20 protein-coding genes are annotated in these 21,159 nt (G+C 57.8%); 4 read left to right on the top strand and 16 right to left on the bottom strand.

Annotated elements, in window-relative coordinates; translation table 11 throughout:
- The first annotated feature begins 88 nt into the window (after positions 1-88).
- Both KGB14_RS27510 and KGB14_RS27505 read left to right on the top strand, forming a co-directional pair.
- On the top strand, positions 89-316 hold the full coding sequence (locus tag KGB14_RS27510; protein ID WP_223490632.1) for a hypothetical protein: 228 nt from the start codon (positions 89-91) through the stop codon (positions 314-316).
- 43 nt (positions 317-359) lie between these two features.
- Positions 360-1,001, top strand: a complete 642-nt coding sequence (locus tag KGB14_RS27505; RefSeq protein ID WP_223490630.1) for an HD domain-containing protein — start codon at positions 360-362, stop codon at positions 999-1,001.
- Positions 1,002-1,138: 137 nt separating this feature from the next.
- Here the strand turns inward: KGB14_RS27505 and KGB14_RS27500 are convergent, their stop codons facing one another.
- The 8 genes from KGB14_RS27500 to KGB14_RS27465 form a co-directional block, all read right to left on the bottom strand.
- Complete coding sequence (locus KGB14_RS27500) at positions 1,139-2,029, bottom strand: ABC transporter permease subunit (RefSeq protein WP_223490628.1); 891 nt, start codon at positions 2,027-2,029, stop codon at positions 1,139-1,141.
- Positions 2,026-2,907 (bottom strand): ABC transporter permease subunit, encoded by an 882-nt coding sequence (locus tag KGB14_RS27495; RefSeq protein WP_223490641.1) that lies wholly within the window; start codon positions 2,905-2,907, stop codon positions 2,026-2,028. The genes KGB14_RS27500 and KGB14_RS27495 overlap by 4 nt, the downstream gene beginning before the upstream one ends.
- Before the next feature lie 35 nt (positions 2,908-2,942).
- Positions 2,943-4,085, bottom strand: coding sequence for an ABC transporter ATP-binding protein (locus KGB14_RS27490; protein WP_223490626.1), 1,143 nt, complete (start codon positions 4,083-4,085; stop codon positions 2,943-2,945).
- A 61-nt stretch (positions 4,086-4,146) separates the two neighbouring features.
- On the bottom strand, positions 4,147-5,244 hold the full coding sequence (locus tag KGB14_RS27485) for a polyamine ABC transporter substrate-binding protein (RefSeq protein WP_223490623.1): 1,098 nt from the start codon (positions 5,242-5,244) through the stop codon (positions 4,147-4,149).
- A 188-nt stretch (positions 5,245-5,432) separates the two neighbouring features.
- Entirely contained in the window at positions 5,433-6,527 is a 1,095-nt protein-coding gene (locus KGB14_RS27480) for a polyamine ABC transporter substrate-binding protein (protein WP_223490639.1), read from the bottom strand.
- A gap of 182 nt (positions 6,528-6,709) precedes the next feature.
- A complete protein-coding gene (locus KGB14_RS27475; RefSeq protein ID WP_223490621.1) occupies positions 6,710-8,074 on the bottom strand; it encodes an aspartate aminotransferase family protein in 1,365 nt (454 codons plus the stop codon).
- A 57-nt stretch (positions 8,075-8,131) separates the two neighbouring features.
- Entirely contained in the window at positions 8,132-9,490 is a 1,359-nt protein-coding gene (locus KGB14_RS27470; RefSeq protein WP_223490619.1) for a glutamine synthetase family protein, read from the bottom strand.
- Positions 9,491-9,527: 37 nt separating this feature from the next.
- Positions 9,528-10,304, bottom strand: coding sequence for a gamma-glutamyl-gamma-aminobutyrate hydrolase family protein (locus KGB14_RS27465; protein WP_223490617.1), 777 nt, complete (start codon positions 10,302-10,304; stop codon positions 9,528-9,530).
- Positions 10,305-10,582: 278 nt separating this feature from the next.
- Here KGB14_RS27465 and KGB14_RS27460 point away from each other — a divergent pair, with 278 nt between their 5' ends.
- On the top strand, positions 10,583-11,959 hold the full coding sequence (locus KGB14_RS27460; protein WP_010466681.1) for a glutamine synthetase family protein: 1,377 nt from the start codon (positions 10,583-10,585) through the stop codon (positions 11,957-11,959).
- A gap of 216 nt (positions 11,960-12,175) precedes the next feature.
- Positions 12,176-12,814, top strand: a complete 639-nt coding sequence (locus tag KGB14_RS27455; RefSeq protein ID WP_223490614.1) for a TetR/AcrR family transcriptional regulator — start codon at positions 12,176-12,178, stop codon at positions 12,812-12,814.
- A 201-nt stretch (positions 12,815-13,015) separates the two neighbouring features.
- On the opposite strand, the gene KGB14_RS27450 is transcribed toward KGB14_RS27455, so the two are convergent.
- From KGB14_RS27450 to KGB14_RS27415, 8 genes are all read right to left on the bottom strand, one after another.
- Positions 13,016-13,231 carry a molybdopterin-binding protein gene (locus KGB14_RS27450; protein ID WP_003229256.1) on the bottom strand — a complete coding sequence of 72 codons (216 nt, stop codon included), beginning with the start codon at positions 13,229-13,231 and terminating at the stop codon, positions 13,016-13,018.
- A gap of 34 nt (positions 13,232-13,265) precedes the next feature.
- On the bottom strand, positions 13,266-14,072 hold the full coding sequence (ssuB, locus tag KGB14_RS27445; RefSeq protein WP_223490612.1) for an aliphatic sulfonates ABC transporter ATP-binding protein: 807 nt from the start codon (positions 14,070-14,072) through the stop codon (positions 13,266-13,268).
- Positions 14,069-14,851, bottom strand: a complete 783-nt coding sequence (ssuC, locus tag KGB14_RS27440) for an aliphatic sulfonate ABC transporter permease SsuC (protein ID WP_411740811.1) — start codon at positions 14,849-14,851, stop codon at positions 14,069-14,071. Before ssuC ends, ssuB begins: the two co-directional genes overlap by 4 nt.
- A gap of 6 nt (positions 14,852-14,857) precedes the next feature.
- Complete coding sequence (locus tag KGB14_RS27435; protein ID WP_223490607.1) at positions 14,858-15,823, bottom strand: sulfonate ABC transporter substrate-binding protein; 966 nt, start codon at positions 15,821-15,823, stop codon at positions 14,858-14,860.
- An 89-nt stretch (positions 15,824-15,912) separates the two neighbouring features.
- Positions 15,913-16,506, bottom strand: a complete 594-nt coding sequence (gene ssuE, locus KGB14_RS27430; RefSeq protein WP_223490605.1) for an NADPH-dependent FMN reductase — start codon at positions 16,504-16,506, stop codon at positions 15,913-15,915.
- 354 nt (positions 16,507-16,860) lie between these two features.
- Positions 16,861-17,499 (bottom strand): peroxiredoxin, encoded by a 639-nt coding sequence (locus KGB14_RS27425; RefSeq protein ID WP_223490603.1) that lies wholly within the window; start codon positions 17,497-17,499, stop codon positions 16,861-16,863.
- A gap of 292 nt (positions 17,500-17,791) precedes the next feature.
- Complete coding sequence (locus KGB14_RS27420) at positions 17,792-19,153, bottom strand: OprD family porin (protein ID WP_223490600.1); 1,362 nt, start codon at positions 19,151-19,153, stop codon at positions 17,792-17,794.
- A gap of 394 nt (positions 19,154-19,547) precedes the next feature.
- On the bottom strand, positions 19,548-20,876 hold the full coding sequence (locus tag KGB14_RS27415) for an OprD family porin (protein WP_223490598.1): 1,329 nt from the start codon (positions 20,874-20,876) through the stop codon (positions 19,548-19,550).
- Positions 20,877-21,159: the final 283 nt, after the last annotated feature.

Below are 21,159 nucleotides of genomic sequence, written 5' to 3'. Positions count from 1 at the left end.
ACGATTGGCTTCGGAGAACACATCCATGGGGCCCGTGACGTCCAGTGACTGGACGCCTGGGAAAATGACGATGGCGACGGTTTTGTGCATGGTTCAAGTTCACCTTCAAATTGAAAAGATCGCAGCCTTCGGCAGCGCCTACATGGAATTGCGTACACCTGTAGGCACTGCCGAAGGCTGCGATCTTTTCTGGCTGATCACCATCAACCCTAGCCAATCCAAGCCCAACAAGCGAGGTTGGCGCGATATGCCTGCTCATTGGCCGGGATCGCAGCCATGGATCGATTGTCCGGTTTCGGCTGCATGGACAGACTGAACCCATCAGCGCCGCCACGGCGTTTCCCCATGAGGACAGCACCATGATCAGCATCATCGCCGGTATCAAAATCCCCGACAGCGCATTGGCCAGAGCCACCACTGAATACATTCGCGACGTCGAGTCCGACCTTCTGTATCACCATTCACGCCGGGTGTTTCTGTTCGGCGCCTTGAGCGGTGAGCGCAAGCAATTGGCCTACGACCCGGAGCTGCTGTACGTCGGCGCGATGTTCCATGATCTGGGCTTGATGGAAGGTCATCGCAGCGATGATGAGCGATTCGAAGTCGACAGTGCCAACGCAGCCAAAGCGTTCCTCAAACCCTACGGTTTGTCTGACGACGATATCGAACAGGTGTGGCTGTCGATTGCCCTGCACACCACACCGGGCGTGCCACAACATCTGAGTCCCAACGTGGCGCTGGTGACGGCCGGCGTCGAGATGGATGTGCTGGGCATCGACTACGCGGCGTTTTCCACCGTGCAGCGTGAAGCGGTGGTGCATGCGCATCCACGGGGTGAAGGGTTCAAGGAGTGCATTCTGTGTGCGTTCGCCAATGGCTTCAAACATAAACCGGACAGCACGTTTGGCACCGTGAACGCGGATGTGCTGGTGGACAGCGAGCCAGGGTTCAAACCGATGAACTTCGTCGAGATTATCCGCAAGTCACCGTGGGTCGCTTGACCCTATGTGGGAGCGAGCCTGCTCGCGATGCAGGCAACTCGGTGCAACCAAGAGACCGAGGTGATGCTATCGCGAGCAGGCTCGCTCCCACAGGGATTTGGGTTGGCCACGCAACGGTGGTCAACCCAACATCTAGCTCAAGCCGCTTCCGGCGCCCGCGCCCGGCGCACGTCCGGTTGTTTCCAGGAGTCGGCGGCGCCTTCCTCGATGGCCTGCTGAATCGCACGCTTGCGAATCTCTTCGGCACGACGGCTGAAGAACCAGACCAGGAACGTCACCAGCGACACCGCCAGCAGAATCAGGCTGGCCACGGCGTTGATCTCGGGTTTCACGCCCAGGCGCACCGCCGAGAACACTTCCATCGGCAAGGTCGTGGAACCCGGGCCCGACACGAAGCTCGCCAGCACCAGGTCATCGAGGGACAGGGCAAACGACATCATCCCGCCCGCTGCCAGCGACGGTGCAATCATCGGAATGGTGATCAGGAAGAACACCTTCCACGGCCGCGCACCCAGGTCCATGGCTGCCTCTTCGATGGACAGGTCCAACTCACGCAAGCGAGCCGACACCACCACCGCCACATAGGCCGCACAGAACGTGGTGTGGGCGATCCAGATGGTGATGATGCCGCGCTCCTGCGGCCAACCGATCATCTGCGCCATGGCCACGAACAGCAGCAACAACGACAGACCGGTGATCACTTCGGGCATCACCAACGGCGCGGTCACCAGGCCACCGAACAGCGTGCGGCCCTTGAAGTGGGTGATGCGGGTCAGCACGAACGCCGCCAGCGTTCCCAGTGCCACCGCTGCAATCGCCGTGTAGCAGGCGATTTCCAGCGAGCGCAGCACCGAGCCCATCAATTGGGTGTTGTCCAGCAACCCCACGTACCACTTGATCGACCAGCCACCCCACACCGTCACCAGTTTCGAGGCGTTGAACGAGTAGAGCACCAGGATCAGCATCGGCGCGTAGATGAACAGCAAACCCAGCACCAGCATCAGGTTCGAGAAACGGAAGCGCTTCATTCTTTACCCTCCATTTCCTTGGCCTGACTGCGGTTGAACAGGATGATCGGCACAATCAGGATCGCCAGCATCACCACCGCCAGGGCAGACGCCACCGGCCAGTCACGGTTGTTGAAGAACTCTTGCCAGAGCACTTTACCGATCATCAGGGTTTCCGGCCCGCCGAGCAGTTCCGGGATCACGAACTCCCCCACCACCGGGATGAACACCAACATGCAGCCGGCAATGATGCCGTTTTTCGACAGCGGCACGGTGATCTTCCAGAAACTGTTGAAGGTGCTCGAACCGAGGTCCGATGCGGCTTCCAACAGGCTGGTGTCGTGTTTGACCAGGTTGGCGTAGAGCGGCAGGATCATGAATGGCAGGTACGAATACACCACGCCGATGTACACGGCCAGGTTGGTGTTGAGGATCTGCAGCGGTTCGTCGATCCAGCCCATGCTCATCAGGAAACCATTGAGCAGGCCGTTGTTGCTGAGGATGCCCATCCACGCATACACGCGGATCAGGATCGCGGTCCAGGTCGGCATCATGATCAGCAGCACCAGCACCGTTTGCAGCTCTTTGCGTGCACTGGCGATGGCGTAGGCCATCGGGTAGCCGATCAGCAGGCAGAGGACGGTGCTGAACAGCGCCATCTTCAGCGAGCCGAGGTAAGCGGCGATGTACAACTCATCGTCACCGAGCATCGCGTAGTTGCCCAGGTTAAGCAGCACCTGGAGCTTCTGGTCGATGAAGCTATAGATCTCGGTGTACGGCGGTATGGCCACGTCTGCTTCGGCGAAGCTGATCTTCAGGACGATGAAGAACGGCAACATGAAGAACAGGAACAGCCAGATGAACGGAACCCCGATGACCAGCTGACGGCCACCGGGAATTATTCGATTGAGGCGGCGTTTGAGCTTGCGCATGTTCATGAGCGAAGTACCACGCCGCTGTCGTCTTCCCAATACACGTAAACCTGATCACCCCAGGTCGGCCGCTGGCCACGGCGCTCGGCGTTGGCCACAAAGGACTGGACGATCTTGCCGCTTGGCAGCTCGACGTAGAACACCGAGTGACCACCGAGGTAGGCGATGTCATGCACCTTGCCACTGGACCAGTTGTACTCGCAGGTCGGCATGGTCGGCGTTACCAGCAGTTTTTCCGGACGGATCGCGTAGGTGACGGACTTGTCCTGCACCGAAGTGCTGATACCGTGGCCCACATAAATCTGCCGGTCCAGATCCTTGCAAGTGATGGTCGCGTGGCCTTCGGCGTCGTCGATCACTTCGCCTTCGAAGATGTTGACGTTACCGATGAATTCGCAGACCAGACGGCTGGTCGGGGTTTCGTAAATGTCGATCGGGCTGCCGATCTGGGCGATCCAGCCCAGGTGCATGATCGCGATGCGCTCGGCCATGGTCATGGCCTCTTCCTGGTCGTGGGTCACCATCACGCAGGTCACACCAACCCGCTCGATGATCTCGACCAGTTCCAGCTGCATTTGCGAGCGCAGCTTCTTGTCCAGCGCGCCCATCGGTTCGTCGAGCAGCAACAGCTTCGGTCGCTTGGCCAACGAACGCGCCAGGGCCACACGCTGACGCTGACCACCGGACAATTGATGCGGCTTGCGCTTGGCATACTCGCTCATCTGCACCAGCTTGAGCATCTCGGCCACACGAGCATCGACTTCAGCCGACGGGATCTTGTCCTGCTTGAGACCGAAGGCGATGTTCTGCGCCACCGTCATGTGCGGGAACAAGGCGTAGGACTGGAACATCATGTTGATCGGCCGTTCGTACGGCGGCATCTCCGTAATGTCGACGCCATCAAGGTAAATGCGCCCCTCCGTGGGCCGTTCGAAACCTGCCAGCATCCGCAGCAAGGTGGACTTGCCCGAACCCGAGCCACCGAGCAAGGCGAAGATTTCGCCTTTCTTGATTTCCAGGGACACGTCGTCCACGGCAATCGTCTCGTCGAACTTTTTGGTGACCCGGTCGATTTTGACCAACACCTGTTTAGGTGTCTGGTCGCCCTCGAGGGCTTTCTTATAGGCGCCGGAGGCAACTGCCATTTACGAAACTCCCAACAGAATTTGCAGTTCGCTCAACGTGGCGAACCTGGATAGTTTGAAGCTATTTGCCCGACTTGACCTTGGTCCAGCTGCGCGTCATCAAACGTTGAATGTTCGGTGGCAACTCGATGGATACGTACGTCTTGTCGAGGACCGCTTGCGGTGGATAGACCGATGCGTCGGTGCGTATGGACTGTTCCATCAGTTTGTCCGACCCGGGGTTCGGGTTGGCGTAGCCTACGGAATCGCTGACCTGGGCGATCACCTCGGGTTTGAGCAAATAGTTGATGAAGGCATGGGCTTCCTTGGCGTTGGCGGCATCCTTGGGGATCGCCAGCATGTCGAACCAGAGCGCACCGCCCTCTTTCGGAATCGCGTAGGCGATGTTCATGCCTTTGCCGGCTTCAGCCGCGCGGGCCTTGGCCTGGAACATATCGCCGGAGAAACCGATCGCCACGCAGATGTCACCATTGGCCAGGTCTGCGATGTATTTGGATGAGTGGAAGTACGTCACGTAAGGCCGTACCGCCAGCAACTTGGCTTCAGCCTTTTTGTAGTCTTCAGGGTTGGTGCTGTTGGCGTTCAGGCCCATGTAGTTGAGGACCGTCGGCATCATTTCATCGGCGGAGTCGAGGAACGCCACGCCACAGCTGTGCAGTTTCTTGATGTTCTGCGGCTCGAACACCACATCCCAGGAATCGATCTTGTCGAGGCCCAGCACCGCCTTGACCTTGTCGACGTTGTAACCGATGCCGTTGGTGCCCCACAGATACGGCACGGCGTACTGGTTGCCCGGATCGTTCTGCTCCAGGCGCTTGAGCAGCACCGGATCGAGATTGGAATAGTTGGTCAGCTTCGACTTGTCGAGCTTCTGGAAAGCGCCGGCCTTGATCTGCTTGCCAAGAAAGTGGTTGGACGGCACGACCACGTCATAACCGGTACGCCCGGCCAACAACTTGCCTTCCAGGGTTTCGTTGGAATCGAATACGTCATACACCGGCTTGATGCCGGTTTCTTTCTGGAAGTCGACCAGGGTGGTTTCACCGATATAGTCCGACCAATTATAAACATGCACCGTGCTGGCAGCCTGAACACTGACGGCAAGTGTCAGCCCGGCGCCGACCAACAGGGCATTGCGCAACAAAGAAAAAATAGGCAAGTGCAGGTCCTCTAAAATGAGTTGGGCCCAAGTTGCCCCGCGCTACATGACAGCCATGGCTGCCTGGCAACAAAACCGGCGCGCAACTTACCCTCGAAAAACCGTTCCAGCAAAACTTTCTGTCATTTAATTATTCCTGTTGCCGCCATCGCGCAGACGACGGCAACAGGGGGTTGCCTCAAATCGGCTTATTTACCGGATTTGATCTTGGTCCAGCTGCGGGTCAGGTCACGTTGAGTTGCGGCTGGCAAATCAGCGATCGCATACAACTTGGCCTGCACGTCGGGAGTCGGATAGATGCCCGGGTCCGAAGTGATGTCCTTGCTCACGTACTGGGTTGCTTCGGCGTTACCGTTAGGGAAACGCACGGCGTTGGTGATATCAGCCATCACTTTTGGCTGCAGCAGGTAGTTCATGAACTTGTAGGCACCCTCGACGTTTTCCGCATCCTTGGGGATAGCGACCATGTCGTAGAAGCTGCCCGCGCCTTCTTTAGGAATGGCGTAGCTGACTTTCACCTTGTCCCCGGCTTCGGCGGCACGGGATTTGGCTTGCTGCACGTCACCCGAATAACCAACGGCTACGCAGATGTTGCCGTTGGCCAGGTCCGAGATGTACTTGGACGAGTGGAAGTAGGTCACAGAAGGACGGATCTTGAGGAACAGCTCTTCGGCTTTCTTGATGTCTTCCTTCTTCTGGCTGTCGGTTGGCAGACCCAGGTAATGCAGGGCGACCGGCAGCATTTCGGTAGGCGAATCGAGGAAGCTCACACCGCAGCCCTTGAGCTTGGCGATGTTCTCGGGCTTGAACAGGGTGTCCCAGGAATCGATTGTGTCGACGCCCAGCGCGGCCTTGACCTTCTCGGGGTTGTAACCGATACCGATCGAGCCCCACATGTAAGGGAAGGCATGTTTGTTGTCCGGGTCGCTGACGGAAACCGCTTTAAGCAGCGACTTGTTCAGGTTGCCGTAGTTGGACAGCTTGGACTTGTCCAGCTCCCGATAAACCCCGGCCTTGATTTGCTTGGCAAGAAAGTTGTTCGACGGCACGACGACGTCGTAGCCGGACTTGCCTGCCAGCAACTTGGCCTCCAGGGTTTCGTTGCTGTCGAAAACGTCGTACACCACCTTGATCCCGGACTCTTTCTCGAAGTTCGCGATGGTGTCCGGTGCGATGTAATCGGACCAGTTGTATACGTGCAACACTTTATCGTCAGCCTGAACGGCGCCCGCCATCACGCCCATCAGGGACATGGCGAGGAGGGTCTTGCCAGCTATCTTCATACCTAATGCCTTCATGGGTAATGCTCCAATTTTTCTTTTTAACCACGTGCTCAGCGGCCTGTTACTGGGCATCCGAACAACCGTTAGTCTGGCAAGATCCAAGGCAGGCTTTCAAGGAAAGCCCCATCCTTTGTTTGCACTGAGCGAAGTGCACACTTCGCACCTCGCTCAGAGCCTAGCACTTAGCCCTGTAACGCACTCAGGGTCAGGTCCAGGCACTTGCGTGCTTTTGTTACCAGCTCATCGATTTCAGCCGGTGTAATCACCAGTGGCGGAGCAATGATCATGGTGTCGCCCACCGCGCGCATGATCAGGCCGTTGTCGAAGCAGAAGGTGCGGCAAATCATGCCAACGCCCTTGCCTTCGTAACGTTTACGGGTGGCCTTGTCCTGAACCAGTTCGATGGCCCCCAACAGACCGACCCCACGCACTTCCCCCACCAACGGGTGATCGCTCAGTTCCCGTAGACGCTTTTGCAAATAGGGTGCCGTTTCTGCATGAACGCGCTCGATAATTTTTTCTTCGCGCAGGATGCGGATGTTTTCCAGCGCCACTGCAGCGGCCACCGGGTGCCCGGAATAGGTGAAACCGTGGTTGAAATCGCCACCCTCATTGAGCACGTCGACCACTTCGTCACGCACGATCAGGCCACCCATCGGGATGTAGCCGGATGTCAGGCCCTTGGCGATGGTCATCATGTCGGGTTTGAGGTCGTAGTAATCGCTGCCGAACCACTCGCCGGTACGGCCGAAACCGCAGATGACTTCATCGGCCACGAACAGAATGTCGTACTTGGCGAGGATTTCCTTGATGCGCGGCCAGTAGCTGTCTGGCGGAATGATCACGCCGCCAGCGCCCTGGATCGGCTCGGCGATAAAGGCACCGACGTTGTCGACGCCGACCTCCAGAATCTTCTCTTCCAGCTGATTGGCCGCCCAGATACCGAACTCGTTCGGGGTCATGTCACCGCCTTCGCCGAACCAGTACGGCTGGGCGATGTGGACGATACCCGGAATCGGCAAGTCGCCCTGCTCGTGCATATACGTCATGCCACCCAGGCTCGCGCCGGCCACGGTGGAACCGTGATAACCGTTCTTGCGGCTGATGATGACTTTCTTCTTCGGCTGGCCCTTGATCGCCCAGTAGTGGCGGACCATACGCAGCATGGTGTCGTTGCCTTCGGAGCCGGAGCCGGTGAAGAACACGTGGTTCATGCCTTGCGGCGCGATGTCGGCGATGGCTTTGGCCAGCTCCAGCACCGGTGGGTGAGCGGTCTGGAAGAACAGGTTGTAATAAGGCAGTTCGCGCATCTGCTTGCTGGCGGCGTCGGCCAGTTCATCGCGACCGTAACCGATCGCGACGCACCACAGGCCGGCCATGCCGTCGAGGATCTTGTTGCCTTCGCTGTCCCAGAGGTACACGCCCTTGGCGTTGGTGATGATGCGCGGGCCTTTCTCTTTCAGCTGCTTGAAATCGCTGAACGGGGCCAGGTGGTGATCACTGCTCAGGGCTTGCCATTCACGGGTTTGCGGGTTGTTGCTGGTCATGCGAATTCTCCTTGGATTCCGGTGACAGCGCGATGAGGATCCATCGCGCCCGGCGCATCAGACGGCGAAGAGCAGGAATTCCCGCTCCCACGAACTGATCACGCGCTTGAAGTTTTCATGCTCGGCCCGCTTGACCGCGACGTAGCCAGTGATGAATTTCTTGCCCAGGTATTTCTCGATAGTCGCGCTGTTTTCCATGCGTTCCAGTGCGTCTTCGATGGTCAGCGGCAGGCGCAGGTTGCGGCGTTCATAGCCACGACCCACTACCGGCGCGCTCGGGTTGAGGCCTTCGACCATGCCGATGTAACCGCAGAGCAGGCTCGCGGCAATCGCCAGGTACGGGTTGGCATCGGCGCCCGGCAGGCGGTTTTCCACCCGACGGTTTTGCGGCCCGGCATCCGGCACTCGCAGGCCCACGGTGCGATTCTCTTCGCCCCACTCCACGTTCACCGGTGCAGACGTGTCCGGCAGGAAGCGGCGGAACGAGTTCACGTTCGGCGCAAACAGCGGCAGCAATTCAGGAATGAATTTCTGCAGACCGCCGATGTGGTTCAGAAACAGCTGGCTCATGGTCCCGTCTTCATTGGAGAAGACGCTCTTGCCCGTCTCGATGTCGACGATGCTCTGGTGCAGGTGCATCGCACTGCCCGGCTCACCGGTCATGGGTTTGGCCATGAAGGTGGCGGCCACGTTGTGCTTGAGCGCGGCTTCGCGCATGGTGCGCTTGAACACCAGAATCTGGTCGGCCAGGGATAAGGCATCGCCATGACGGAAGTTGATTTCCATCTGAGCGGTGCCGTCCTCGTGGATCAGCGTATCGAGGTCCAATTCCTGCAATTCGCACCAGTCATAGACATCTTCGAACAACGGGTCGAATTCGTTCGCCGCTTCAATGGAGAAGGACTGGCGACCGGTTTCCGGACGACCGGAACGGCCAACCGGCGGTTGCAACGGGAAGTCCGGGTCTTCGCAGCGCTTGGTCAGGTAAAACTCCATTTCCGGCGCCACAATCGGCTGCCAGCCCTTGTCGGCATAGAGTTTCAGGACTTTCTTGAGCACGTTGCGCGGTGACAACTCAATCGGGTTGCCCTGCTTGTCATAGGTGTCGTGGATCACCTGTGCGGTGGGCTCGATGGCCCAGGGCACCAGAAATACGGCGTTATGGTCGGGACGACAGATCATGTCGATGTCGGCCGGGTCGAGCAGTTCGTAATAGATGTCGTCTTCGACATAGTCGCCGGTGACGGTCTGCAACAGAACGCTTTCGGGCAGGCGCATGCCTTTTTCGGCAATGAACTTGTTGGTCGGCGAGATCTTGCCCCGGGTGATGCCGGTCAGGTCGCCAATCATGCATTCGACTTCTGTGATCTTGTGGTCTTTCAACCAATCAGTGAGCTGGTCGAGGTTGTTACTCATAAATGCCTCTTAGGCTGAGTTTCCTGACTTCTATAAGTCAGGCGTTGTTTGACGCATCGGCGTCGCGTTGTAGTGCGCGCTTGCGGCAGGCATCGCCAAATGCCTGAAAGATCGCAAGGTAGTCAGGGTTAGAGCTTACCTGCCATTCGGGATGCCATTGAACTCCCAGAGCAAAAGCCTTGCCGCCATTGACTGAGACAGCTTCGATCAAACCGTCTGGGGCCAAAGCCTCTACGCGAAGGCCCGGCGCCAGACGGTCAACGCCCTGACCATGAATAGAATTGACTTGAATCTCGCTCGCCAGGCCCAGCCCGGCCAATACGCCGCCCGCCTGGACATGCACCGGGTGACTTGGCGCGTATTGCCCTTCCAGCGGCAGACTGTCGTCTTCACGGTGATCCATGAAAGCACCGGCTTCGTGAACTTTTTGATGCAGGCTGCCACCGAATGCCACATTCATTTCCTGGAAGCCGCGGCAGATGCCGAGCACGGGAATGCCGGCCTCGACAGCGGCGCGGATCAGCGGGAGAGTGGTGGCATCGCGTGCAGAATCGTGAGCAGTCCCTGGCGCACTGGCCGGGCCTTTATAGTGAAACGGTTCTATATTGGAAGGAGAGCCTGTAAAGAGAATGCCGTCCAGAGCGTCCAGAATATCGGACGGCGCCAGTAGATCCGCCAGGGATGGAAGAATCAACGGCAGGCCCTTGGCAGCTGAAGCCACGGCGCGAACGTATTTGTCGCCACTGATGTGATAAGCATGCAGACCGATCTGCTTTGAGCAGGCGGTGACGCCGATTAACGGCAGGCGAGACATCAAGCACCCCGGTATTATTGCTGTTATGGGTTTAAATCGAGCTTAGCCTTGTTCATTTTTTTACACAACACCCCCGTAAAAAATACAACACGGCCCGCTCAAGCTCGCGGGCGCCAAGACGACTGAAGGCAAAAAAATGCCCCAAAGTGCCTCAAAAAAGCCCCATGAGTGCTTTTTTAGGGCAAAAAAGGCCTCGCTTGACTTCGGCATGCCGTTCGGGTTGACTGGAATCCGAAGAGATCAATGATTGATATTTTTAACAACAAAGGTGTTGCATCATGTCGGTACCCCCGCGTGCCGTTCAGCTTAACGAAGCGAACGCGTTCCTTAAGGAACATCCTGAGGTTCTGTACGTTGACCTTCTGATTGCGGATATGAATGGTGTGGTGCGTGGCAAGCGCATCGAACGCACCAGCCTCCACAAGGTTTACGAGAAAGGCATCAACCTGCCGGCCTCTCTATTTGCTCTGGATATCAATGGCTCGACGGTGGAAAGCACCGGTCTGGGCCTGGACATCGGCGATGCTGACCGAATCTGCTATCCAATCCCCGACACCCTGTGCAATGAGCCCTGGCAGAAGCGCCCGACCGCGCAACTGTTAATGACCATGCACGAACTCGAAGGTGAACCTTTCTTCGCCGACCCGCGCGAAGTCCTGCGTCAAGTGGTGACCAAGTTCGATGAGATGGGCCTGACCATCTGCGCCGCGTTCGAACTGGAGTTCTACCTGATCGACCAGGAAAACGTGAACGGTCGCCCGCAACCGCCGCGCTCGCCGATCTCCGGCAAACGCCCGCATTCGACCCAGGTCTACCTGATCGACGACCTCGACGAATACGTCGACTGCCTCCAGGACATTCTGGAAGGTGCGAAAGAGCAAGGCATCCCTGCCGACGCGATCGTCAAGGAAAGTGCCCCGGCGCAGTTCGAAGTGAACCTGCACCACGTGGCCGACCCGATCAAGGCCTGCGACTACGCGGTCCTGCTCAAGCGCCTGATCAAAAACATCGCCTACGACCATGAGATGGACACCACCTTCATGGCCAAGCCTTACCCAGGCCAGGCGGGTAACGGTCTGCACGTCCACATCTCGATTCTTGATAAAGATGGCAAAAACATTTTTGCCAGCGAGGATCCCGAGCAGAACGCCGCACTGCGTCACGCGATCGGCGGTGTGCTCGAGACCCTGCCGGCGCAGATGGCTTTCCTCTGCCCGAACGTCAACTCGTACCGTCGTTTCGGCGCACAGTTCTACGTGCCGAATTCGCCATGCTGGGGCCTGGATAACCGCACCGTGGCGATCCGCGTACCAACCGGCTCCTCCGATGCCGTGCGCATCGAACACCGTGTGGCCGGCGCCGATGCCAACCCGTATCTGTTGATGGCTTCGGTTTTGGCGGGCGTGCACCACGGCCTGACCAACAAGATCGAGCCGGGCGCACCCGTGGAAGGCAACTCCTACGAGCAGAACGAACAAAGCCTGCCGAACAACCTGCGTGATGCATTGCGCGAGCTGGATGACAGCGAAGTCATGGCCAAGTACATCGATCCGAAATACATCGATATCTTCGTCGCCTGTAAAGAGAGCGAGCTGGAGGAGTTCGAACACTCCATCTCCGACCTCGAGTACAACTGGTACCTGCATACCGTGTAAGCGGTTGCAGTAAAAAACAACGCCGTCGGCCTTACAGCTTGCGGCGTTTTTTTATGGCCGCCTGCGGCGGATCGCGGGCAAGTCGGATCGCCGCACCGCTCGCTCCTACAGGGTGATACATGTGACCTGTAGGAGCGAGGCTTGCCCGCGAAGGCGTCCTGGCAGACAACATAGATGCCTGCTCGTACAATGCCCGCTGCCCCGCAGGAGACTTCAATGACGCGCACCGCCACCATTCGCAAACCCCGCGCCCGCAGCCAGGCCCGGATCGATTCGATACTCGATGCCGCCCGCACGTTGCTGGCCGCCGAGGGCGTGGGCAGTCTGTCGATCTACAGTGTTGCCGAGCGCGCCGAGATTCCGCCCTCCTCCGTCTACCATTTTTTCGCCAGCGTCCCGGCCTTGCTCGAAGCCCTGACCGCCGACGTCCACGCCGCGTTCCGCGCGTGCCTGCAAGCGCCCATCAACCACAATGCCCTGAGCGGTTGGCGCGACCTGTCGCGGCTGGTGGAACAACGCATGCTCGCCATCTACGACGAAGACGCCGCTGCCCGGCAACTGATCCTCGCCCAGCACGGCCTGACCGAAGTCACCCAGGCCGACCGCCAGCACGACATCGAACTTGGCGACCTGATGCACAAACTGTTCGACCACCACTTCGAACTGCCGACACTGCCCAGTGATGTCGATGTGTTTGCGCTGGCCATGGAGCTGGGCGATCGGGTGTATGCACGCTCGGTGCAACAGCATGGGCAGATCACGCCGCGCATGGCTGAAGAAGGGATGCGGGTGTTTGATGCTTATCTTGGGTTGTACTTGCCACCCTACCTGCCCAAGCGCTCCTTCCCCGCTTGATTATTGGCTGACCATCCCGACCTCATCGCGAGCAGGCTCGCTCCCACATTGAATCAGCGTCGGGCACACAATTCATGTTCACTGAAGATTAACTGTGGGAGCGAGCCTGCTCGCGATAGCCGCACAGCTGATTTACCGGAAAACACCCACAAAAAACCCCGAAGGGCTCACACCCTCCGGGGTTGTTGTTGGCGCACGCGCTTACAACTTGGCGATCGACACCTCGGTGGATTTCACAAACGCAATCACCTCACTGCCAACCACCAGTTCCAGCTCTTTCACCGAGCGGGTGGTGATCACCGAAGTGACGATACCGGAGGCGGTCTGCACGTCGATTTCCGACAACACATCGCCGAGTACGATTTCCTTGATCGAGCCTTTGAACTGGTTGCGAACGTTGATGGCTTTGATAGTCATGATGTTGATTCCTGTCGTGGGATGAATCTTCAAGTTATTGAGCCCAGCGCAATTGCGTAGGCAGTGGTGAAACAGGTTCCGGTTCCGGCGGTTGGCCGGGCAGGGACAGCACGCGGTTGAGCACTTCGGTTTCCAGCGCCGCCAGCCGGTGAGAGCCGCGGACCCGAGGGCGCGGCAGCTCCACCGCCAGGTCGAGGCCGACTTCGCCCTCTTCAATCAGGATCACCCGATCGGCAATCGCCACCGCTTCGCTGACGTCGTGGGTCACCAGCAACACGGTGAAACCGTGCTGTTGCCAGAGCCGTTCGATCAGTTGCTGCATTTCGATTCGGGTCAGGGCATCCAGTGCGCCCAGGGGTTCGTCGAGCAATAACAAGCGCGGTTGATGAATCAGCGCACGAGCCAGAGCCACACGTTGCTTCTGCCCACCGGATAAGGCTGCCGGCCACTCGTTGGCACGATCCGCCAGGCCGACCGCTTCCAGCGCTTGCAATGCTTGCGGTCGCCAGCTGCCCTTGAGCCCGAGACCGACGTTGTCGATGACCTTTTTCCACGGCAGCAAACGTGCTTCCTGGAACATCAACCGGGTGTCTTCCCGGGCGTCACTCAGCGGTGCGGCGCCCGCAAACAACTCGCCAGCCGTGGGTTTGTCGAGACCGGCGAGCAAGCGCAGCAAGGTACTTTTGCCGCAGCCGCTACGCCCTACCACCGCCACAAACTGCCCGGCCGGAATGTGCAGATCGATTTCACGCAGCACTTGCCGTGAACCGAAGGTTTTTTGCAGTTTGCGCACGGCCAATGGAATACCGCGCAGCAGGCGTGGCGGTTGTTGAGCCGTCATGCGGCACCTCCCTTGGCAACCTGATAGGCCGGATGCCAGCGCAGCCACACGCGTTCAAGCCCACGCGCCGCGAGGTCGGCCAGCTTGCCGAGCAACGCGTACAAAAGAATCGCCAACACCACGACGTCGGTCTGCAAGAACTCCCGCGCATTCATCGCCAGATAGCCGATGCCGGAGCTGGCAGAGATGGTTTCGGCGACGATCAGGGTCAGCCACATGAAGCCCAGGGCAAAACGCACACCGACCAGAATCGATGGCAGCGCACCCGGCAGGATCACCTGACGGAACAAGCTGAACCCGGACAAACCATAGCTGCGGGACATTTCCACCAGCGCCGGATCAACGTTGCGGATGCCGTGATACGTGTTGAGGTAGATCGGGAACACCGTGCCCAACGCCACCAGAAAAATCTTTGCCGATTCGTCGATGCCGAACCACAGGATCACCAGCGGAATCAGCGCCAGGTGCGGCACGTTGCGAATCATCTGCACCGAACTGTCGAGCAGGCGCTCGCCCCATTTCGACAAGCCGGTGATGAAGCCTAATGTCAGACCGATGCCGCCGCCGATGGCGAAACCGAGCGCCGCACGCCAGCTGCTGATGGCCAGGTGGGTCCAGATTTCACCGCTACCGACCAGGCTCACACCGGCCTCGATCACCGCGATCGGCGCCGGCAGAATCCGCGTCGACAACCAGCCCGCCGACACCGACAACTGCCATACCGCCAGCAACAAGACCGGCAACGCCCAGGGCGCGAGGTTGTGGATGAATTTTTTCATGGCCAATTACGGCGCCTTGGCGACGGCCGCCGGTGGCGTCCAGATCACGTCTTTGATGCTCAAGGGCTTGGGAATCAGCTTGAGCTGGTAGAAGCTGTCGGCGATTTTTTGTTGGGCAGCGACCACTTCCGGTGTGAGAAACAGCGCGCCGTAGCCCTGGCGTTTCATCGACGTCAGGGTGATGTCCGCTGGCAGGCCAAGCAGCGGCGAAACTTGCTGGGTCACGTCCTCGGGATTGGCCTTGGACCATTCGCCAACCGCGCGTACTTCTTCCACCAGCGCCTTGATCACTTCAGGATTTTTCTGCGCGTAAGGTTTGGTCGCCAGGTAGAACTGATGATTGTCGACGATGCCTTGGCCATCGCGCAGAGTGCGCGCTTGCAGTTGTTGTTCAGCGGCGGCCTGGTACGGGTCCCAGATCACCCAGGCATCGACACTGCCACGCTCAAACGCGGCACGGGCATCGGCTGGTGGCAGGAACACGGTCTGGATGTCGGTGTATTTCAGGCCGGCATCTTCCAGCGCACGCACCAACAGGTAATGAACGTTGGAGCCTTTGTTCAGGACGACTTTTTTGCCCTTGAGGTCCTGCACCGATTTGATCGGCGAGTCCTTCGGCACCAGGATCGCTTCGCTGTGGGGCGCGGGCGGTTCATAGGCAACGTAGAGCAGATCGGCGCCAGCGGCCTGGGCGAACACGGGCGGCGTTTCACCGGTGACGCCAAAATCGATGGAGCCTACGTTCAGGCCTTCGAGCAGTTGCGGGCCGCCGGGGAACTCAGTCCATTGCACGTCCACGCCTTGGGTGGCGAGGCGTTTTTCCAGAGTGCCTTTGGCTTTGAGCAGCACCAGAGTGCCGTACTTTTGATAGCCGATTCGTAACGTCTCGGCCTGAGCTTGAGCAATGGCGCCGAAGGTGACAGCCGCAGCAAACAGAGCGACCAGACCACGACGCAAAATGACAGTGCGCATAGCGCTCTCCTTTTTGCAGTTGGGTTTTGGCTGCACCTGCTTGCCCGTTAGCGGGCCAGTAAGGTGGAGTACATCAAATTCGGTGAGGCTTAAATGCTCCAGCGAGCACTCAACAGACGTTCGTTCAACAGGTTCGGATCGAGCGGCCTGGGCCGACGAGCCATGGCGCTGAAAAACTGCTCCAGCGCTTCAAACAATCGTTGCGCAAGCTCCGGCGCCAACTGGGCCTGGGCACTGCCTTCGCCGTAAGCGATCTGGCTGTCCACGGCGAAAATCCCCTGCAGCATTTCCTGGGCTTTCAACGCCGACAGCACCGGCTTGAGCGCGTAATCCACCGCCAGCATGTGGGCGATGCTGCCGCCGGTAGCCATCGGCAGAACCACCTTGTGGCTCAGGGCGCGCTCGGGCAGCAGATCGAGTACGGTTTTCAGCGCGCCGGAGAACGACGCTTTGTAAACCGGTGTGGCGATCAGCAAGCCATCGGCGTTTTCAATCTGTTGCAACAGGTCGATCACCTTCGGGCTGTCGAAGCGGGCATGCAGCAAGTCTTCGGCCGGGAAGTCCCGTACCTGGTAACTCACCACTTCCACACCTTGCTCTTGCAACCAGCGTCGCGAGCGCTCCAGCAAAACCCCGGAACGGGAGCGTGGGCTGGGACTGCCACCGAGTGAGACGACCAGCATTCAGACAATTCCTTGAACAGTGTTGGCGATTCGCGGCTTGCGGTCTCGCGTTGATGGAATGACCTTAACAGCCGACGTATATATCCATAAATCATATTTATTCATTTAGTTATTCATTAAACGAATATGAAAATTGTCTTTTCCCAAGCAAAAAAAACAGGCCGTCGAAACGACCTGAAATCCCCTGCTTTGTGGATGACATGAAATTTTCACTGGCCGGTCTGCCGCCTTCGCGAGCAAGCCCGCTCCCACAGGATTTTAGGTCTGCCACACATCTCTGACCCTCCCCCAATCCATTGTGGGAGCGGGCTTGCCCGCGATAGCGATTTCAGCCACTGCGCAAAATTCGGATGATTACCTGTTCGGTTGAGGTGTCAGGCGCAGGTACGGCTTCACTGCGCGATAACCCTTGGGAAAACGTCGTTTGATTTCGTCTTCGTCCTTGAGCGACGGCACGATCACCACTTCATCACCGTCCTGCCAGTTGGCCGGGGTGGCCACCTTGTAGTTGTCGGTGAGCTGCAGCGAATCGATCACCCGCAAAATTTCATTGAAGTTACGGCCGGTACTCGCCGGGTAAGTAATCGTCAGCCGAATCTTCTTGTTCGGATCGATCACAAACAGCGAACGTACGGTCAGGGTGTCGTTGGCATTCGGATGGATCAAGTCGTACAGGTCGGACACTTTACGGTCCGCATCGGCGAGGATCGGGAAGTTAACGATGGCGTTTTGGGTTTCGTTAATGTCCTCGATCCACTTGTGATGCGAGTCCACCGGGTCTACTGACAGAGCAATGGCTTTGACGCCGCGCCGGGCGAACTCATCCTTGAGCCTGGCGGTGAAGCCCAGTTCGGTGGTGCACACCGGTGTGAAGTCCGCCGGATGGGAAAACAACACGCCCCAGCTATCGCCCAGCCATTCATGGAAACGGAGGGTGCCGGCGCTGGAATCCTGTTCGAAATCGGGGGCGATGTCGCCCAGTCTGAGGCTCATGGTGCTGCTCCTTGTGAAGGCTTGTTGAGCTCAACTGTGCCTGCACTCGATATCAATTAAAAAGAATAAATATCGATTTATTTAGACTTAAAGTGAATATTAAAAATCTGTTCACTGGACCTGAATGGCCATCGAGACGAACATCGACCCCAAGGTTCGAGAAGGCCTTGAGTTGCTGCAAAAAGGGGAATTTCAAGGAGGGTTTACGGGGGTGAGCCCGCCTTGAAAACGCAAAAGCCCCGCCCGGCGTGATGCCGGGCGGGGCTTTTTTACGTCGGTTACGCGAGCGCTATTACAACAGCGGGATCGAGTAGCTGACGATCAGACGGTTTTCGTCCTGGTCGCGCTGACCTGGGACGTCATTGCGCCACATGGCATTTTTCCACGTGAGGCCCAGGTTTTTCAGCGGACCTTCTTGTACTACATACGCCAGGGTCAGGTCACGTTCCCACTCGGAACGACCGGAACCGTTCTCGCGACCATTGGTCCCCACGGTATCAATGTTGTCGCCACGCAGGTAAACCATGCCGGCAGTTGCGCCTGGCAGGCCAACCTTGGCGAAGTCAAACGAGTAGCGAGCTTGCCAGGTACGTTCGCCGGCGCGGGCGAACTTGGCGATCTGACTGTCGGTCGTCAGGTAAGCGGACGAGCCGTCACCCTGGTTCAGCCAAGGGAAGTCGCTGCTGCCGTTGCTGACCTGATAACCGCCACCGAAGGTGTGACCGGCAACGGAGTACAGGAACAGGCCGCTGTACAAGTTGTTGTCGACTTTACCGCGACCGGAACGGAAGCCCTCATCGTTACCGGAGCTGTAGTAAGCCGAGTCGTGGCCGTTGGCACCGTCATCGGAGCTGTTGAAGTAGCGCAAGTCAGACTTCAACACACCAGGGCCGATCGACCAGTTGTGAACCAGGCCCAGGAAGTGTTGCTTGTAGAAGTCTTCCAGGTTGCCGTAGTAGTACTGGGCAGTCAGGTCTTTGGTGATTTTGTAGTCACCGCCACCGTAGATGAACTTGTTGCTGTCACGGAAACCAGTACCGCGCGTGTTCGCACCAGCGATCGACAACTCTTCATTGTTGCTGGAGTTACGGCCCTTGGCGTGCTCGATCTGACCGCCGACCAATGTCAGGTCTTTGATCTCGTTCGAGGTAATCTGACCACCCTGGAAGGTTTGCGGCAGCAAACGACCGTCGTTGGTCACGATCACCGGCAGTTTTGGCTGCAGGGTGCCCAACTTCAATTCGGTCTGGGAGATCTTGGCTTTGGCGGTCAGGCCCAGGCTGGAGAAGTTATCAACCGCTTCGCCGTTGGACTTGCTTGGGAAAACGGTACCGCCGTAAGAGGTAGGCGTGGCGCCGTTGGTGCCGCCGCCCGAATCCAGACGAACGCCCAGCAGGCCGATAGCATCAATACCGAAGCCAACGGTGCCTTGTGTATAGCCCGAGGTGAAACGCAGATCGAAGCCTTGGCCCCACTCTTCGTTCTTGCTCTGAACATTGGAAGCCGTTTTAGCTGCCGAATCGCGGTTATCGGTGTTGATGTAGAAGTTACGCAGCCCCAATGTAGCCTTGCTGTCTTCGATGAAACCGGCGGCGCCTGCCTGCTGCGCCAAAACCCCTACGGCCACGGCCAGGGCCAAGGTGGACTTGTTCATTTGTTTCGCTCCTCTCGTTTCTAATTCTGGGTTCCTGGTCCTGGGTCGAGTGCCCGGATCCTAAGAGGCGCGATTAGCGCCAGACCATGATCTGCCCCCCGTGATGTGGGCAGTCTGGTAAGCATAAAAAGATTTACATCATTACTTTTTCATACCATTTCGGAATATGTCTCGGTGCCGAGACACAAGGTATCGGCTCATGAGCCAATTTCTTAACCATCGAAATCGGGTCGCAAATTGCTGTGTCCGATATGAGCGTCCGATGGATTTCACTTTATAGGCCGGCAACAAAAACCAAAAAGAATTAAAAATTAATTTGTCTGCTACTTTTGGAATATCAAAAAAAACGCAAAAAAAAGCCTCGCCAGCCGGCGAGGCCTTTTTTCTAACGGTTTTACAGGAAGCTGTAGGTGTAGTTGAAGATCAGACGGGTCTGGTCTTGGTCAGCAATGTCGATCTGGCTGCCACGGTAGACACCGTTACGCAGCGTCACACCAAAACCTTTGAGAGAGCCTTGCTGGATGGTGTAGTCGATCCGCATATCGCGTTCCCACTCGGACATATCGCTACCCACACCGCTCTTGGCCTTGATGTCGTCACCATGCAGGTAAGCAATCGAGGTTTTCAGGCCCGGCACACCCAGCGCAGCGAAGTCATAGGAGTACTGGCCGAAGGTGGTGTTTTCACCGGCACGAACGAAGCCGTTGATCATGGAATCGGTGAACAGGTAGAAGCTGGCGCCACCGTTCCCTTCCGAACGGCCATTACCATTAACCACGTTGCCCTGGTTCAGGTAAACGAAGCCGCCGTCATCGCTGACGCGCTGATGGCCGAGCAGGAACGCGTTGCCACCCAGGGTATAGGTGAACATGGCGCTCCAGGTCTTGTTATCGACCTCGCCCTTATTCTTGGCATAACCACCGTTGTTAGAGAATTGATAGCCCGGATCACCATTCTTGCCGTCAGAGCCGCTGTCGAAATAGCGCAGATCGGTCTTGAAGGACTGGTTGGCGTCGATCGGAAAGACGTGGATCAAGCCGAGGAAGTCCTGCTTGTAGTAGTCTTTCAGGTTCGAGTGGTAGTACTGCAGGGTGAGGTCCTTGGTGACCTTCCAGTCAGCACCGGCGTAACGGAACTGGTTGCTGTCCTGAGTACCGCCAGCCACAGCCATGCCGGTGGCGTTTGACGAGGCGCGACCCGTCGTGTGCTCCAACTGACCTACGTTAAAGGTCACGTTGTCGATTTCCTTCGAGGTGACGGTGCCACCTTCAAAGGTCTGTGGCAGCAGACGGCTGTCATTGGCTACCAGAATCGGCATGTTAGGCTGCAGAGCTCCACCCAGGTGGGCCTCGGTCTTCGAGAAGCGTGCCTTGACGTTAGCTGCCGCGCGGCTCCACTCGTCCACGGCCGAGCCATCGGTATCGCTTGGGGAGAACGTGTTATTGGCTGGGTGGTGACCCTTGCCACCATCAAGGTGGATGCCGACCAATGCCTGGGCATCGATACCGAAGCCGACAGTACCTTGGGTGAAACCGGACAGGTAATCGAACTTGAGGCCTTCGGCGGTCTCGTTCTGATCCGCGCCGCCATCCCGGTTGTCGTTATTGAAATACATGGTGCGGGAACTGACGGACGCTTTGCTGTCATCGATGAAACCGGCGGCGCCTGCCTGCTGCGCCATAACCCCTAAGGCCACAGCCAGGGCCAAGGTGGACTTGTTCATTGTTTCGCTCCTCTCGTTTTCTAATTTTTGTGTTCTTTGGTCTTGGGTCGAACGCCCTGGATCCACAGATGCGCGATTAGCGCCAGACCGTGACTGCCAAGTCAATCGTAACCATGTATGTCTACGACCAAGGTCTAACCTCGAATATTGAGTCCCTGCCGGGTAATGATTTCTTCATCACTCCAAAAAGAATTTTTAGATTCTTTTTAATACCCTTTAGGAATATTGCAGCTAATTCCTAAAGGGTATTTGCTAGCCTTTTTTTAGATCGATCAGCTTTGGC

Source organism: Pseudomonas sp. A-RE-19, from assembly GCF_019956555.1.
Taxonomy (GTDB): Bacteria; Pseudomonadota; Gammaproteobacteria; order Pseudomonadales; family Pseudomonadaceae; genus Aquipseudomonas.
This window is presented reverse-complemented; position numbering and strand designations above follow the sequence as displayed.

Bases quoted from the DNA above. Each gene is read 5' to 3' on its own strand.
- KGB14_RS27505 (WP_223490630.1), top strand. From the start codon at position 360: ATGATCAGCATCATCGCCGGTATCAAAATCCCCGACAGCGCATTGGCC.
- KGB14_RS27475 (WP_223490621.1), bottom strand. From the start codon at position 8,074: ATGACCAGCAACAACCCGCAAACCCGTGAATGGCAAGCCCTGAGCAGT.
- KGB14_RS27415 (WP_223490598.1), bottom strand. From the start codon at position 20,876: ATGAACAAGTCCACCTTGGCCCTGGCTGTGGCCTTAGGGGTTATGGCG.
- KGB14_RS27455 (WP_223490614.1), top strand. From the start codon at position 12,176: ATGACGCGCACCGCCACCATTCGCAAACCCCGCGCCCGCAGCCAGGCC.
- KGB14_RS27420 (WP_223490600.1), bottom strand. From the start codon at position 19,153: ATGAACAAGTCCACCTTGGCCCTGGCCGTGGCCGTAGGGGTTTTGGCG.
- KGB14_RS27460 (WP_010466681.1), top strand. From the start codon at position 10,583: ATGTCGGTACCCCCGCGTGCCGTTCAGCTTAACGAAGCGAACGCGTTC.
- ssuB (WP_223490612.1), bottom strand. From the start codon at position 14,072: ATGACGGCTCAACAACCGCCACGCCTGCTGCGCGGTATTCCATTGGCC.
- KGB14_RS27465 (WP_223490617.1), bottom strand. From the start codon at position 10,304: ATGTCTCGCCTGCCGTTAATCGGCGTCACCGCCTGCTCAAAGCAGATC.
- KGB14_RS27435 (WP_223490607.1), bottom strand. From the start codon at position 15,823: ATGCGCACTGTCATTTTGCGTCGTGGTCTGGTCGCTCTGTTTGCTGCG.
- ssuE (WP_223490605.1), bottom strand. From the start codon at position 16,506: ATGCTGGTCGTCTCACTCGGTGGCAGTCCCAGCCCACGCTCCCGTTCC.
- KGB14_RS27480 (WP_223490639.1), bottom strand. From the start codon at position 6,527: ATGAAGATAGCTGGCAAGACCCTCCTCGCCATGTCCCTGATGGGCGTG.
- KGB14_RS27510 (WP_223490632.1), top strand. From the start codon at position 89: ATGGTTCAAGTTCACCTTCAAATTGAAAAGATCGCAGCCTTCGGCAGC.
- KGB14_RS27500 (WP_223490628.1), bottom strand. From the start codon at position 2,029: ATGAAGCGCTTCCGTTTCTCGAACCTGATGCTGGTGCTGGGTTTGCTG.
- KGB14_RS27490 (WP_223490626.1), bottom strand. From the start codon at position 4,085: ATGGCAGTTGCCTCCGGCGCCTATAAGAAAGCCCTCGAGGGCGACCAG.
- KGB14_RS27425 (WP_223490603.1), bottom strand. From the start codon at position 17,499: ATGAGCCTCAGACTGGGCGACATCGCCCCCGATTTCGAACAGGATTCC.
- ssuC (WP_411740811.1), bottom strand. From the start codon at position 14,851: ATGAAAAAATTCATCCACAACCTCGCGCCCTGGGCGTTGCCGGTCTTG.
- KGB14_RS27450 (WP_003229256.1), bottom strand. From the start codon at position 13,231: ATGACTATCAAAGCCATCAACGTTCGCAACCAGTTCAAAGGCTCGATC.
- KGB14_RS27470 (WP_223490619.1), bottom strand. From the start codon at position 9,490: ATGAGTAACAACCTCGACCAGCTCACTGATTGGTTGAAAGACCACAAG.